Origin of the sequence: Terrimonas ginsenosidimutans, assembly GCF_022012415.1 — a bacterium.
GTDB lineage: Bacteria > Bacteroidota > Bacteroidia > Chitinophagales > Chitinophagaceae > Terrimonas_A > Terrimonas_A ginsenosidimutans.
Genome location: NZ_JAKLTR010000002.1, coordinates 33,789 through 50,262, shown reverse-complemented (window position 1 = coordinate 50,262; position 16,474 = coordinate 33,789). Strand labels below are relative to the sequence as shown.

Sequence of the window (16,474 nt, the reverse complement as noted above, 5' to 3'; positions counted from 1 at the left end):
CGCCGCAACTTAATATCAACACATGGAAAAACGATATAGCATCTCCCCTCTTGTAATTGCCGGGTTACTCATCGCCCCTGCGATACACGCCCAAACAAAGTCCGCCAACCCCGTTCAATACGTTCGCCCGATCATCGGCACGCAAAGGATGGGACATACTTATCCCGGCGCAACCGTTCCGTTTGGCATGGTACAGCTAAGTCCGGATACAGATACGATATCCTACGAAAAGAACGGCCGTTATAATCCTGACGTTTATAAATACTGTGCAGGATACCAGTATGATGATAAGTCAATCGTAGGATTCAGCCACACGCATTTCAGCGGTACAGGGCATTCTGATCTAGGCGACTTTCTCGTGATGCCAACGGTGGGTCCACTGAAATTAAACCCCGGCGTCGACAGCATTCCGCGTAGCGGATTCCGTTCTGCATTTTCCCATGCAAATGAAACAGCGGAAGCAGCCTATTATAAAGTAAAGCTCGATGATTATAACATCACGGCCGAACTGACTGCAACAAACCGTGTAGGATTCCACCAGTATACATTTCCAAAGTCAGACAGCGCACATATCATTCTTGATCTGATGAGCGGCATCTACAATTACGATGACAAGAACGTCTGGACTTTTCTCCGGATCGAAAATGACACGCTTGTTACCGGTTATCGTCAAACCAATGGCTGGGGACGAACGCGCACTGTTTATTTCGCCATGACGTTCTCCAAGCCATTCTATCAGTACGGCAATAAAAACTTTACACCCCGCCAGGTTTATCGTGGCTTCTGGGGAAAATTTGACCAGTCGAAAAACTTCCCGGATATAGCCGGCAAACAGATCCGCGCCTACTTTGATTTCAAAACCACGGAAGGTGAAAAGATCAAAATGAAATTTGCGCTTTCATCTGTAAGCACGGCGGGAGCATTACTTAATCTGCGTTCAGAAGCACCCGGATGGAACTTCGAACAGGTGAAGAAACAAGGACAGGATCTTTGGAATAAGGAATTGAACAAAGTTGCCATCGAAGCAAGTGAAGACGATAAGATCAACTTCTATACAAGCATGTATCATGCTTTTATCAGTCCAACGACGTATATGGATGTTGACGGTTCTTACAAAGGTCTCGATCAGCTTGCGCATAAAGCAAATGGCTTTACCAATTACACAACCTTCTCTCTATGGGACACCTACCGCGCGTTGCATCCACTGTTCAATATCCTGCAACCAAAGAGGAATGGAGATATGGTTAAATCAATGCTCGCGCATTATGACCAGAGTGCGTTGCATATGCTGCCGATCTGGAGCCATCATGCGAATGAGAACTGGTGTATGACCGGGTATCACAGTGTTTCTGTCATTACAGATGCGATCCTGAAAGGCAACACAACGATCGATGCAAAGAAAGCACTCGAAGCCTGTGTAGCTACTGCAAGAAACAGGAAGTTTGATGGCCTGGATTACTATATCGATAAGGGATATATCCCTGTAGACCGCAACGGAACCGGCGTTTCCACCACGCTGGAATATTCATATGACGACTGGTGTATCGCGCAGCTTGCAAAAAAGCTGAACCGCATGGATCTTTATAACGAGTTCATCAAACGGTCTGCGAACTATAAAAATGTTTTCGATCCATCCACAGGCTTCATGCGCGCGAAGCTGAATGACGGGACCTTCAAAAAAGACTTTGACGTATTGAGCACGCACGGTCAGGGATTCATTGAGGGCAATAGCTGGAACTATAGCCTGTATGTGCCACACGATCCTGCTTCATTAATTGAAATGTCCGGAGGCAAAGACCGTTTTGCAGCGCATCTCGATTCGCTGTTCACCATGGAACTGCCGGATGAGTTCTTTAAGGAAACAGAAGATATCACCCGTGATGGTATCATCGGCAATTATGTACATGGAAATGAACCGGCACACCATGCTGCCTATCTTTATAACTGGACAAATGCTCCCTGGAAAACACAGGCAACAACACGTATGATCCTCAAGCGTCAGTATCACACAGGTCCTGACGGATTGGGCGGCAATGATGATTGCGGACAAATGAGTGCCTGGTACATCTTCAGCACGCTGGGCTTTTACCCTGTTGCACCCGGATCTACGGAGTACCAGATCACCAGTCCCGCGATCAACAGCGCCACACTTAAACTTGAAAACGGGAAAACATTCCAGATAAAGACGGTGAATCAAAGTGATGAGAATGTATACATCCAGAAGATCGAATTGAATGGTAAGCCGTATAATAAGCTTTCCATTACTCATGAGCAAATCATGGCTGGCGGATCCTTTACATTTTATATGGGGAATACGCGAATGATACGCTAATGGCCGCGAATTAACGCGAATAGCCTCCGAAAACAGAATGAATATTCCTGAATTCGGAGGCTATTCGCGTTAATTCGCGGCCATTAGCGTATCATTCGCGTTATTACTCGATCTTATTCACTACAAGATTATCATAATAAATATAATCAGTAGACGACGCCTGCCAGTCAGCCGTACTTCCTCCTCTGAATGTATGGAAGCTCATTTGACGGATCAGTCGTTTGCTGTCATTCGTTGTCCAGCGGATAGCCTGATCGAGAACGGTTGTTCCATTGATGATGATCTGTACGCGTCCGTTGGTATTACTTCCCGTATTGCTCTTGATATACATATGCACATGATACCAGGCGCCTTTTACGAGCGAGCCTGAGCTTGGATAAGACTTACCGAAGGAGTTACCAAACTGCCCGGGCTGATCACGATAATAAACATATGGCTGGAAGTAAACGCGTCCGGGATTTCCGGCAGGCGAATACCACATCAAACGAAGGCTGCCGCCATTGCCGTCTGTTCCGGGATCTCCGCCGGTGTTACCATCTCCGACACGGAAACCGAATCCAACTTTACCACCACGGCTCCAGTTGAACTGGCTGTGGAATTTCACATCATAATCAAGCTCATAAGCCGATCCATCAGTGATATCCACATCAGTGATCAAACCACCTGCACCAGACAATGCATTTGGCAAAAGCGTTACGCGCATGCTTTTACCGCCGCCATTTCCGTTGGAGATGTAAGCACGGCTGTCGATCCAGCTGGAGACATTACCAAAATCCGCTTCTGCCTGCGCGCGGGTATAGGTGGTCTGATTGGTCCTGTTCTCCCAGTTAACCGAACGGGTAGTATAAACAGCACGGCCAGCCGATGGATCCGACTCTGCGGGTTCGCCGGGTTCTTCCAGTTTTTCAGGATTGCTGATCGACCCTTCGATACCATCTTTACGGCAGGAGGTTGAAAATACGGTAAGAGAAAATAATGTTATAGCAAGAATGGTTATGGAATATGTATTCTTCATGATAAGATATTTTGGGATGAAAATTATTTAGCGTTGGTCCGGTTGAAAATGGTGTAAGCAGAAACACCTAAGGAGGAGAATTCGCAGTTGATTCAATAACGAGCACGAAAACGTTATAGCTGTTCAGGCTTTTTTCATTCATATGGCATTCGTTGATTCAACTAAAATTGGTCATTAAAGTCTACGCCTGCCAAGAGAACCACTACGCTAAAACTTCGTCAACCTAAAAAACATCTATTGTAAAAGAGTGGTTTAAATGTGATGGAATATTTGCATTATCGTATTGGGGCACTATAACGATTTCGTATTGTTGGCCCAGGTAGTATCGCGAAGCATGTGAGGTGGCCGGAGAGTACGTCAGTATTTCTTTGCGTTCTCTGCGGCTACTTCGCGTGCTTCGCGATACTACCACGCCATTGTTTTAAGGGATCTATTTCTGTGCATTCGTGATCACACCCAGCGTCTCCGTTTTCCAGATCACTGTTTCACTACCCGCGATATTTGTTCCAAGTTTACCTCCGCTTTCCATACCCAACACACCGGTCAATTTTGCTTCTGTCGTGAGCGGCCCGACGGCAGCTTCAAAACCGACTTCGGCTTTATCGCCATAATCAATCACTTTACCCTCTCCATTAACTGTCACAAATACACCCGCTTTCGCAGCGCCTTCCGCACCACCGCCGATCTGTGCGATTCCGCCTTTTTCCCAAAAACCAACACCTACGCCAACAAAGATGGTCATCTCACCTGTGTGGAAATTCTTTTCAAATGAGCCTTGCAACCCTTCACCGCCTTCAATTGAAAAAGAAGAACAACTTAGCTTTGCTTTTGCAACGCCTATTGGTATTTCAAACTGAAGAGGACAATCTGTATCATCAGGCGTCGCAACGGAATCTTCTTCCGGCTTTTTGCTTTTATCTTTTCCAGCTCCCTGGCAGCCATATATCACGCCTTCAGGACCGGGATACAACATCTGCAGATCATCATATTTCCTCATCCGTCCCACCAGGTTCTCGACCGCTTGAATATGAGCCAGTCTGTATTGTTCGTTATGGACGAGAAAAGAAAGCCAGTACATTTTCTGGTTATCATAATCATACTGCTGGTTAAGCGTATTACGGATGGCCTGATCGCGTGCGTAAGAAGTTTTTATCAGATACTGATTGACCATTTCGGTTTTGCGTTTACAATCTTCATCGATAGTTGCATAGGGAAGGTTACGCATTTTCTCTACCAGCGCATCATGTTCTGCCTTGTTTGCCGCCTTTGTTTTCTCCATTTCCTCCCGGTATCGTCCAGCCATAAACTCTACATTCTCCCGGGAAGCCGCTTCAAACATCATTCTCGCTTTTCCTGCAACTGGTCCGCCATTACCGGTGAGCGCTCCAATATAGCCTGCATAGCTGGCTGCCTGCTTACCTATGCTTTCCTTTTGAAGCCTGGCATCGTTCTCCTCGCTTACCTGGCGCGCTTTTTCTGCAATGACACCATACCTCTCATTCTCCTGTTTTCTTTTTGCGTCAACAGGCCTCACTTCCGTTATATCATAAACTGATTCTGTGGGCTTATACATCCGGGTATTAAAATATTCGGGGATCTCCTGTCTTATTTCAGCAAACTTGAATTGTATCTTGTTTTGCTTTGCCAGTTCATCGGCCAACTGAGAATAGCCATTTTTCATTGCTTTCTTTACATAAACGGCCGCCTCTGTTTTCTTACCAGCTTCATTAAGAATGAGGGCTGTTCCGCATAAAGCATTTACATTGTTGGGAGCAGCACTTAACGCACCCATAAAGAAAGCTCGCGCTTTTGCGGTATCGCCGAGTGACAGAAAACAGTGACCAAGGCTAACCTGGAAGACAGGGTCGCTCTGCTGATCCTGCAGATACTGCAGCACTGGGATGGCTTTATGCGCATAACCGGTCTGATGAAGTGTTACCCCAAGATTGTTCTGAACATTTTTATTTGCAGGAAAAGCAACCGCTGCTTTTGCGGCTGCATATATCGCTGCATTGGCCTGTTTCTTTAATAAATACATCGGCGCAAGATTCGCCTGGCTTGCCATATCACCAGCCCCGATCGAAAAGGATTCATCCACTTCAGTAATGACATTTTTGCTGATCCTGAGTTTGCAATCCGCTTCCAACTGCTTTACATAAACGTTGTATTGCTCAACACTGTTGAGCTTTGGGATCTGCCTGATTAATGCAGTCTTTTTCGCCGGAATTTTCAGTATTGGCTCAGACGCACCACCGGGAGGCATCAATCCCTGCGCCTCCATTTCTTTCACAGCCTTCTGCCCCTCTGCCATCATCTTTTTCATTTCTGCGATCTGCTCTTTACTCATGCCCTGTGCTCTCATGGCATCTTCCATGAGTTTTTCCGCCTGTTTATTTGTACCTGTATTAGTCGGCAACTGCGCCTTTGGTTTAGGCTGTGCCCAAGATAGAGATATGAACAGAAGAAAAACGATCAGGAACAGATACTGCTTCATTGACTTTACGGGTTGGAGTGAACACATTAATGAAGGCGTGAAAGTGAGAAATCGGCGCTACGTTTCTTCTCCATGAAAAAGGGGATATTGCGGGAGGAACACTATGGAAGCAAACAGCATAGAAGGAACGCGGCGGACGCGGCGATACGCAACGGTCGCAGCGGAAACAGCCATAGAATAACTTGTATTTCGCCGCGCTCGCTGCGTTACTTCTACGCCGGCAAACCTTAAGTTGACATGGTAGTGAGGCACGCACCGGGGCTGCTAAACTAAACGACATTGGATTGAAATCATGGCTGTTCCTCTTACTCTCATCTCCCCTTAAACCTCAACACCGTAAAGGAGTAGGCATCCAGATTCAACCTGCCATCCGCTTGCAATTTCACTACAGCCTGTTCCGGTAATATTTGCCTGTCGCCGGGTTTACCCTTCAGAACAATTTTTGTAGCATCTGTTGATGCGCCGATGATCTGTCCCAGGTCGATCTTCAATGTTGTTGCAACCGGCAGCATATTTACCAACTTAACCACGATATCTCCCGACTTACTATCCCTGACCACAGAAAGACCAATTCGTTTTCTCACCGCTTCATCATTGGTCGAAACTGAAACCGTTGCAGGAATATAAACGTCCCCGGCATGAACGCCATAGATCTTTTGTACTTCGTAGCTAATCGTAGGCTTTATTTCTGTGTTATTGAAATAGATCAGATCCGGGTTCCACTGTGTATGTCCTTCTTTTGCCAACAGCGGTGCATAAGACGCCATCGTAACGATATCTGCATTGCGCTCCACGCCGGTCAAGTATAGCGCTTCTGATAATGCATTAAACAAAGTGGTGCCACGAGACGCATATTCGCCAAGGTAAACTTTCGACTTTGACCGGTCGTAGCTATCATAAAAGTCCTGGTTATTGATGAACCAGCCAGGTGTCTGATAATAGTGCTCATCCACCATTTCTATCTTTTCGCGGTCAGCAATGGCCCATCCTTCGCGATAATCCGTTCCTTCGAAGAAAGGCCCAACGGTTCCGATCACAACGATCTCCGGATACTTTGCCTTCACCGCTTTGCAGATCATCAGGTAGCGTTCTTCAAATACATCCGTGATCAGGTCTTCATTTCCGATACCGATATATTTCAGGTTGAATGGCGCCGGATGACCAGACTCCGCCCTTCGTCTTCCCCATACTGTTTTAATATCACCGTTAGCGTATTCGATCAGATCAATTACATCCTGTACATACTGATCCATTTCCGCCATCGGGATACCGCCCTGTTGTCCACCACCGCCGACGCCAGAGTTCTGACAGGGCACACCAGCCGCAACGACGGGCACTGGCTCTGCTCCTATATCTTCACAGAACTGGAAGTATTCGAAATAACCAAGTCCCGCGGTCTGATGATAACCCCAAAGATTACGTTGCGGCTTCCGTGCTTCAAGCGGCCCGATCGTATTCTTCCAATGATAGATATTCCCAATACCATCACCGTGCGCAACGCATCCGCCGGGAAAACGTACAAACCGGGGACGTATCTCGGCCACCTTTTGTGCAAGATCGGCCCGCAATCCATTCACTCTTCCTTTAAATGTTTTTGCAGGAAAAAGAGAGACCATATCAATCGCCAGTATGCCGGCTTCGCGCGGCTGCAATGCCAATCGCGCCTCTCCGTCAGTAGCGGAAGCGATCAGCGATACGTTGAATTTCTTCCAGTTGCTGCCCGCACCATTAATGGTCGTTTGCGCAAGTGTCTTTCCCTCTTTTCCCAATAAAAGAACGGTCACACTTTTTGCATTCGGATCAATCGCCTTCAGCGAAACACTGAACCGGTAGGTCTCGCCTGCTTTAACTGCCACACCATCAAATCCGCTGTTCACCAGCATCCCTCCCGTTACCTTTGTTTCCAGTAAGGCATAATGCGCATTGTTAGGATGTATGGGATTGATGCTATCCACCTTCCAGGAAATATCATTTCCTGTCAACGACCATGAATGAGTTTCATTCCAGTTCTTATCGCGACTTTCTTTATCAGTAAGCGCGTACTCAAAATCCCGGTTCTGGATCAGTTCTGCATATAAACCACCATCAGCAGCATAATTGATATCTTCAAAAAACACACCGGTCAGCATAGAACTGATCGGTTTGCCTGCTGACGGTTGCAGTTGAACGGATACTTCCAGCGGCTTCAGCGTTGCGAAGCGTAAAGAATCCTTCTTCGCATCTTCTCCTTCTAATATGATCCGGTATTGTTGTGTCTGATATGTTCTGATCAACTGTTCTATCACACTCCAGGCAACCTTATGTACTGTTCCCGACTCATTATTTCCCCTGACGGCTACTGTTTTCTTTTGGACCCATCCTGTAGTTTTCGCTGTAGCAGAAACAGCTGTAAAACTTTTGAAATCTTTTGTGGTTACAGCATTTTGCTGATCAGTTTTATTCGTGAACATGATAGCATAGGACTTTCCTTTCTGATCATATGCTATATCGGGGTCGGCGAATCGTGTTCCTTCAGGCAGATAGGGATAAGTTTGCCGTCCCCAGTTGATCAGATCGGCTGAGGCGGCATGTGCAAACTGGTTCACTTCTTCATTCAGTGCCCATACACAATGCCATATCCCATCTGCCCCCTGGAACAATACAGGGGAGATCATCCGTTTCTGGGAACCCCAGCGACCGTAATCTGAACGAACATAAGCAAATTCATTTCCAATCGAATTCCATTCATGACCGTCACGGCTCCAGGCAAAATGCAGGCCGTTTCGTCCTCCATTCTTTAAGGATGAATATGCAAAGAGGTAAACAGAATCCGGTGCTCCTGCATAGGATGGCACACAAAAAAGGATGATTATAAAAGAAGCAAAAAGTCTTTTCAGCATAAGATCTCATTTGGCATAAAAGTCCGGACAGCAATCAATACTTCAGCGTAACGGGTGTAATCCCTTTGATGGTTGGAGTAACAGGTTTGATGTTTCCTGCTGCATCAAACTCCATTTTATCGATGCAGGTCTCGCGATTGAAACCGGCAGCCTGTCCCATAGAAATTCCTTTGGGAACAGTAAAACGATGATAAACGATATACCATTCGTCTTTACCCGGAACCTGTATCGTGGAGTTATGACCCGTGCCGTAAATGCCTGCTGCTTCATCTTTCGCGATCACTAAATTTTCTGCAGGTGTGGATATTTTACCAAGAGGAGATTCCGCAAAACCATAGCGCACTTTGTAATCCGGACTGCGCGTATCATCTTCCGACCAAAGAAAATAATATTTACCATTTCGCCAGAATACATGCGTTCCTTCCCGGAAACTTTTATCAGGAGTGATAACAGTAGTGGTTCCCGGTTTTAGAGACACCATATCATCATTCAACTCAGCACCGGCCATATAGCCATTTCCCCAGTATAAAAAGTATTTGCCAGAAACGGGATCCTGGAATACATCCGGATCTATCTGCTGACCGCCTTTCACTCCTTCAGGAAAAGCACTGATCAACGGCTTACCGCTATCCTTGAACGGCCCGGCCGGATGATCAGCCACAGCTACACCGATCTTTTGTGCCGCAGTGAAGTAATAGAAGTATTTATACTGACCGTTGATCTTTCTTTCGATGATACAAGGCGCCCAGGCATTGCGGTTAGCCCAGCTTACATCCTTCGGAAGATCAAGGATCACACCTTCCTCTTTCCAATTCACCAGGTCAGCAGTGGAGAATGCTTTGAAATAGGTACCCGACCAGTTATTGAATCCATCCGATGTGGGATAGAGATAAAAGCGCTTTGTTTTTTCAGCGTAAATGATATCCGGATCCGCATAAAAGCCATTCAATACAGGATTGTGTACGACGGCTACAGATACTTTGTAGGTTGTAGCAGCGGCGCCTTTGCGACTGACCGTATAATTGACCGGACCTTTTGAAAAATCCACTTTGCCTGCGGGCTTAACGGTTACACCTGCTCCATTTGCGAACTGCGGATCAAATGAACGAGTACCTGATCCGGGCAACATGGGTACAAACACTGTTTTTGCCAGTGTATCCACTGTAACATTTTGTTTTCTTATGCCCGCACCGGCAGGATAACCAAAAACATCAGCAGGCGTCAGCCATTTAGCCGACAATTGCTCCATTTCTTCTTTTGTTACAGAGATCACTGTGCCATGACGCGGATGAAAGTTCATATTCACATCATGATCGATCACTGAAAAATTCACAAAATCTGTTGTCCGGGTGAACTGATATTTTCCTTTTGTATATACATCATACATCAGGATATAATCTTTACCACTGTTGAGCTTGAACACACCAGCGCCTTCCACGGGATCCTTTGTTTGCTGAACGTATTTATCACGCAGCACATAGCCATGCGTGAGATGATCAGACACAGCGATCTTGATACCGGCACCGTCACCTTCGGTTTTGAAAAAGAGATAGAACTTTCCATCTTTTTTGATCAGATCACCGTCAATACTGGCGCCGTTGGTCGGACTGAAGAATAATTGCTTTGGCTGGGATTCCAGATCGGTAAAATCCCTATTCGCATAGGCGTAATAGATCTTATCAGGATCAGGACCATGCTTCATGGAAAAATAGATCATGTATTTCCCTGCGCTATCGTCGTAAATGGTTTGAGGAGCCCAGACGCGAAGGAGGCTATCATTTCCCGGGAAACGTTTCTGAATGTTCACCACTGATGAAGTCCAGTTAACCAGATCTGTCGATCTCAGCAAAACCATTGCACGGTTGGAACTCCACCCAAGGGCAGAGACCATATCTGTAACAACCATGTAAAAACTTTTGCCATCGTGACCGCGGAGAATATGCGGATCACGAACGCCACCGGTGGAACTGATCGCGGCGGACGGGATTATGGGTTTATTGTTATTCAGCGCCTGGTAACTGTAACCATCGTTGCTCAGGGCAAAATGGATCGATTCATCCTGTTTCGCGTTTCCTGTGAAATAGGCAAACAGGTAACCCGAATAACCAGCAGCTCCTGTTTTTGAAGCTTTCTGCGCATGGCCTGCCATCGAACCCAATAACAGGAATGCAAAAAAAATGGCACTTATTTTCATGAAGCAATCCCGCCTTTAATATGCAGCATCTGAGAAAATATCTTCATATCAAACTATTTCCTCACACCCTGCAAAACGGTATTTACGAAAATAGCCTTGTCGGCGGGAATGAATGGGGGGTATTTTCGGCAAAAATGGACGGCGGAAGACGATGGCCGATGACCGATGGCCGTTGGCCGGGCTTCGCTGACAGATATTAAAAAAAAGTGAAGGAGCTGTTCGATATCAGAACGCCTCTCCACTTTTACTATAAATTGATATGTATCGAAACGCGGAGACAGGTCATCGGCCATCGGCCATCGGTCATCTGCCATCGCTAGATAAGCATCCCTCCAGAAACCTCAATCCTTTGCGCATTCACCCAACCCGCTTCCGGAGAGCAGAGAAATGCGACCACACCGCCGATATCATCCGGCAGGCCGGCACGGCCGAGTGCGGTTATGCTGGAAATAAATTGATCGATCTGCTCATTATCCCGCACATGTCCTCCGCCAAAATCGGTTTTGATGGCGCCGGGCGCGATCGTATTCACACGGATCCCGCGTGCGCCCAGTTCTTTGGCCTGGTAGCGCGTCAGTGTCTCGATCGCTCCTTTCATCGCTCCATAAGCTGAATAGCCAGGCATCGCAAAACGCGCAAGCCCCGAAGAAATATTGACGATCCCGCCACCATCATTCATTACTGAGAGTAATTTCTGTGTGAGAAAATAAACGCCTTTGAAATGGATCGAAAACAACTGGTCAAACTGCTCTTCCGAAGTTTCTGCGAAAGAAGCACTCAGCCCGATGCCGGCATTGTTCACTAAAAAATCAAATTTTTCAGCCTGAAGTTGGGTCTTCAGCGTGTCCTGAAATGCACGGGCAAATGCATCAAAACCTGTCACAATACCCGTATCCAGTTGTAACGCAGCCGCTTTTTGCCCTGCATCCTGGATCTGTTTTACCACTTTATCCGCTTCTTCTTTATTGCTGTGATAGGTGATCACGATATCCAAACCTTTGCGGGCTGCTGCTAATGCCATGTTTTTTCCTAAACCCCGGCTGCCTCCGGTAATCAGTGCAATCTTGTTCGTTGCCATAACTTGTTGTTTTAATTTGATACAACAAAGTTGGCTCAACAAACGGCCTGCTCCGTTGCGCCGATCAATCACTTATTTGCAAAAATCAAATCTAGCAACTTAAGCCCTAAAATTCATGGGAGACAGGGTGGTTTGCTTGCGGAAGAAATTAGAGAAGTGGGCTACTTCTTCAAAACCCAGACTATAGGCGATCTCTGAAATATTCCAGTCTGTCTGCTTCAACAGGATCTTCGCTTCCTGCACAACACGGCTGCTGATAATATCAGTGGTTGTCCTTCCCATATGTTCTTTCAGGACTTTGTTCAGGTGATTGACATGAACAGATAATCTGTCGGCATAATCTTTTGCCGAACGAAGATCAAGCGTCTGGCTGGGCGATTCGATCGGGAACTGACGTTCCAGCAATTCAATGAACAGTGAAGTGATCCTGGCAGAGGCACTATGCACCGGATGAAGTGCGGAGACTGGTTGCAGTTTTTGTCCGTAATGGATCAATTCCACTACATAATTGCGCAACAGATCATATTTATACGCATAATCGGAAGAAATCTCCCGGTGCATTTTCGCGAAGATCGCGCGAAGCTCTTCCCTGTTCTCATCTGTTAACTCAAACACGGGGCATCCACCGGCACGGAAGATCGGCAATTCATCCAATACAATTCCGCTTTTTGACTGGATCAGGAACTCATCTGTGAACACACAGAAATATCCCGACTGATCTTCATCCTGCGGTAACCAGTGATAGGGAACTTTGGGTGTGGCAAACAAAAGGGCACTCTTTTCAATATCGATCACTTTATCGGCATACTCCGCGCGGTTCTTTCCGTTGATAAAACTGATCTTATAGTAGGCGCGCCTGTTATACGGCATCTGGTGCTCTTCCTTTACTTTTTTATACACCTCGGCTATATTGAACACATTGAAATGCCCGATCTCCTTATTGATACCGCCCGGAAGCAAGCGGGAGATGTCAATTTGCGATTTTTCTGAGATCTCTTTGTAGAACTGTTCGAGGGAAGTTGTTTCCATGATATTTGCAAAAATCAAATGTAGGACATTTCCGGAACAAGGGAGTCTGGCGGCCAGGCCGACTGGCGTAGGAGTAACGCAACGAACGCAAAGAGCCGCAAAGACCGCAAGGGATCAAAATAAAAGAGTTCGCCCGTTGCGTCCTTTGCGGCTCTTTGCGTTGCTCCTACGCCAGTTCACCTCTCACCTGCTTCAGCAATTGAAGCAACTCATCCTAATACTTCCTCCAGATCCCCTCTATCCGCCTTATACTTGCAATATGAAATCAGAGGAAATCAGGATATTAAAAGCAACAAAACCAGACCGCCTCTCCCTCATCGAAATCTGGGAATCCGCTGTCCGTGCCACCCATCATTTTCTCTCAAACGATGACATCCTTTATTTCCGGCAACAGATCCTTGACCAATATTTCGACATGGTGGATCTCTACCTGTTAAAAATCAGCAATGATGAAACAGCCGGGTTTCTTGGCCTGTCACCCGGAAAGATCGAAATGCTGTTTATCGATCCCGCCTATTTCCGCAAAGGACTCGGAAGTATACTGCTGAGCTACGCCGTAACACAACACGCCGTAACAAAAGTAGATGTGAACGAAGACAATCCCGATGCGCTTCAATTTTACCTCCGCAAAGGATTTCATATCATCAACCGGTTGGAGAAAGATGCTGATGGAAAAGACTTTCCGATCCTTCAGATGAAGCTGGTATAAATCAATCCCCGCTTAAACGGCATCGTCTGCAATCAGCCATCTACATACGTTGTTGCTATCACAACTTCACCGCACAAAAAACGGCGGACTACCCGAAGATAGCCGCCGTTATGATCAAAATCACGAAATCGTTTATCGGATCATTTATCAAAGAGTTCCGCTAATTTCCTCTCCAACTCCTCTCCTCGCAGATTTCTTGCGATGATCTTTCCTGAAGGATCGAGCAGTACATTTCCCGGAATGCCGCGAATGCCATACAACTTTGCCGGAGCGCTATCCCAGAATGCAAGATCTGAAACCTGCGGCCAGTTCAGCTCGTCCTTTGCTATTGCCTTCACCCAGGCATCCTTCTTACTGTCAAGAGAAACACCAAACACTCCAAATCCTTTTTCCTTATACTTATTATGCAGTCTTACCACATTCGGATTTTCTCTTCTGCATGGCCCACACCACGCTGCCCAGAAATCAACCAGCAGGTATTTTCCGAAATTATCAGAGAGTTTCACTTGCTTGCCGGACGGATCCGGAAGGGTGAAATCTGGTGCTTGTTGACCGATCTCCGTGGTGCGTAATGCCGCAGGCAGATCCCGCAGGAGTTTTACGTACTGCGTTTGCTCCAGCGACTTATCCAGCAGATCCGTATACCTGACCACTTCCTCCGCAGAAAGATTCGGAGAAAAATAGCGATACAGAACAAAAGCAGATACGATAGATGACGGTTGCTTTTTTATAAACTCTTCGATATTGAAGTTCCTTGAATTCTGCTGATACTGCTTATACAGATCATTCGCCGCAGATCCTTTTACCGCTGAATTGCGGCCGCCACGCGCAGTATCCAGATGAACTGTCAGTTCATTTTTACTATCCACAAATACATAAAGCGGAGAGATCAATGTCGTATCCGTTGTAACACCATATAACTCCGGGATCTCCAGTTCTTTTGCAAACACGAATTTCCCGTTCTTTACTGTTGCCGAATCGATCACAAAAAACATCTTATTATAGTATCGTTGCAGGTACACTTTTTTGGAATCTTCGAGCCCAACAGATTCACCTTTGATCGTTACCCGGGCTTTAACAGGCGAAGCAATGGAAGCAGATGTAACTGAGATCAGTGACAGTACACTGATACCCGCTGCAAAAAACTTACGTTCCAGTCGTGCAGATCTATTATTCATATTATCGTTTTTACTGGTAAAAGAGTGATGATATTATTCCGATTGTTTCCAACCTTCGTTTGCAGCGGTGGCAACTTCACCGAATGATCCTTTTTCCCCGAAGAATCCTTTGCCACCGAAGGTGTACACTTGCTTCTTTGCCAGCTCCAGCTGCAATTGAGGAAGTGGATACTCCGTTGGCGTACCACCGATCAGCAAATTGTTTCTCCGCATAAAGGTGAAAGGAACAAATGCACCGCCCGCACCATCGATCTCGATCGCATACTCATAATGTAAAGCCTTTCTCAACGCAGCTTCAGTTGGTACTACCGCAGGCAACGTACCTTTTACGATCCTCGACGCTGATGGCGCATTAAGTTCGTCTGCCGCACCCTGGTAATCCTGCAGCCAGAACTTTGATTCTGCTTTCAACAACCTGATCTCTTCAAACAAAAAATAAGGATTGACTGCGCCAGGGTCATTCAATGTATTACGCGTATGATACCACCTGATGCGATAGTAGTTAGTGAACAGTCCTCTACCTCTTGACTCCAGCATGATTCCAAAACTTGGTGTGTAACCGAAGTATTGATAAAAACGTTTATCATCGGTAGTGATCGCAGGAAGGATGCCGGTGAGCGGATAGAATGCCGGGGTTGTACCGGTCTTATCAGCCAGGTATGCCACTTTGAGATCTGGGGCCAGCCAGCCGGACCCATCTGTATTGCGTTGTACAAGGTTTGATACAAGCTGGTTGTAATACCCGCCTGTTACTGTTGTAATAGTATAGTCTGCTACCACTCCTTTCGAAGCATAGGCAAGCACTTTATTCCAGTGGTCAGCGCCCAGGGCAGCAGCTTCTGCTTTATCACGGGCCTGTGAAGAAAGGATCCTTGCCGCGAGAGAGTTCGCGATCTGGATAAACGTGGCTCTGCTGATCGTAATACCCGTAAGAAAATCAAATTTCAGCGTGGTATGCGCTTCCGCGAGCTCGATCGACTTGTCGATCAGCTTCAATCCATTTGCGATAAGCTCCTTGTAGGAATGAGGGAAGTCGCGCGTGGTGAGATTCGCCTGATCAACAATGATACCTTTATCAAAGATCACTCCCAGGTATCCCTGCGAAACGCCTTTCGCAAAATAGGCGGCTACCTGGCAATCTTTCGTCCGGTCATTACCCAGGTTATCCAAAATGGTTTTCTTCTGTCCCTCGATAATGTCCAGCGCGATGGTTGCATCAAGGTTTGCCTGGTAGAAATTATTATAGAAAGTATTCCACGTTGTTGCACCGCGATAAGATGCATTGTTGTTCAAACGCAAACGCGGCTCATTGGCAAAATCCCACCAGGAAGAGTTACCGTTCGTATTCGTCGTTTGATCAGCGAGCAAACTGAAATGTGTACCGGCTGAACTGGTCGTTGTATTAAAGGTCGTCTGAACACTGCTTGTTACCAATTTGTAGCCAAGATCACGGATCAGCTCATTTGCTTCATCGTTGGTAAAGGAAGAAGGATCGTCAAAATCTGTTTTCTTGCAGGAAGTAAAAATGGCAAGCGCCAGAATTATATAGATTGATTTTTTCATGTC

Annotated in this window: 10 protein-coding genes; 2 read left to right on the top strand and 8 right to left on the bottom strand. The window is 46.4% G+C overall.

The features are described from left to right. Positions 1–22: 22 nt before the first annotated feature. The gene (locus tag LZZ85_RS02920) at positions 23–2,332 is read left to right on the top strand and encodes a GH92 family glycosyl hydrolase (protein ID WP_237868438.1); all 2,310 of its coding nucleotides are present in this window, start codon (positions 23–25) and stop codon (positions 2,330–2,332) included. Between the two features lie 103 nt (positions 2,333–2,435). Here the strand turns inward: LZZ85_RS02920 and LZZ85_RS02915 are convergent, their stop codons facing one another. From LZZ85_RS02915 to LZZ85_RS02890, 6 genes are all read right to left on the bottom strand, one after another. Further along, positions 2,436–3,347, bottom strand: a complete 912-nt coding sequence (locus LZZ85_RS02915; RefSeq protein WP_237868437.1) for a polysaccharide lyase — start codon at positions 3,345–3,347, stop codon at positions 2,436–2,438. 430 nt (positions 3,348–3,777) lie between these two features. Continuing rightward, the gene (locus tag LZZ85_RS02910) at positions 3,778–5,841 is read right to left on the bottom strand and encodes a tetratricopeptide repeat protein (RefSeq protein ID WP_237868436.1); all 2,064 of its coding nucleotides are present in this window, start codon (positions 5,839–5,841) and stop codon (positions 3,778–3,780) included. A 311-nt stretch (positions 5,842–6,152) separates the two neighbouring features. Continuing rightward, entirely contained in the window at positions 6,153–8,720 is a 2,568-nt protein-coding gene (locus tag LZZ85_RS02905) for an alpha-L-arabinofuranosidase C-terminal domain-containing protein (RefSeq protein ID WP_237868435.1), read from the bottom strand. A 34-nt stretch (positions 8,721–8,754) separates the two neighbouring features. Then, complete coding sequence (locus LZZ85_RS02900) at positions 8,755–10,914, bottom strand: glycoside hydrolase family 43 protein (protein WP_237868434.1); 2,160 nt, start codon at positions 10,912–10,914, stop codon at positions 8,755–8,757. 316 nt (positions 10,915–11,230) lie between these two features. Continuing rightward, positions 11,231–11,992: an SDR family NAD(P)-dependent oxidoreductase gene (locus LZZ85_RS02895; protein WP_237868433.1), complete on the bottom strand. Its 762-nt coding sequence runs from the start codon at positions 11,990–11,992 to the stop codon at positions 11,231–11,233. A 99-nt stretch (positions 11,993–12,091) separates the two neighbouring features. Further along, the gene (locus LZZ85_RS02890) at positions 12,092–13,021 is read right to left on the bottom strand and encodes a helix-turn-helix domain-containing protein (RefSeq protein WP_237868432.1); all 930 of its coding nucleotides are present in this window, start codon (positions 13,019–13,021) and stop codon (positions 12,092–12,094) included. A gap of 259 nt (positions 13,022–13,280) precedes the next feature. Here LZZ85_RS02890 and LZZ85_RS02885 point away from each other — a divergent pair, with 259 nt between their 5' ends. Next, the gene (locus LZZ85_RS02885; RefSeq protein ID WP_237868431.1) at positions 13,281–13,730 is read left to right on the top strand and encodes a GNAT family N-acetyltransferase; all 450 of its coding nucleotides are present in this window, start codon (positions 13,281–13,283) and stop codon (positions 13,728–13,730) included. 140 nt (positions 13,731–13,870) lie between these two features. Here the strand turns inward: LZZ85_RS02885 and LZZ85_RS02880 are convergent, their stop codons facing one another. Further along, positions 13,871–14,908: a TlpA disulfide reductase family protein gene (locus tag LZZ85_RS02880; RefSeq protein WP_237868430.1), complete on the bottom strand. Its 1,038-nt coding sequence runs from the start codon at positions 14,906–14,908 to the stop codon at positions 13,871–13,873. Positions 14,909–14,941: 33 nt separating this feature from the next. Further along, positions 14,942–16,471, bottom strand: coding sequence for a RagB/SusD family nutrient uptake outer membrane protein (locus LZZ85_RS02875; protein WP_237868429.1), 1,530 nt, complete (start codon positions 16,469–16,471; stop codon positions 14,942–14,944). Between the last annotated feature and the right edge of the window lie 3 nt (positions 16,472–16,474).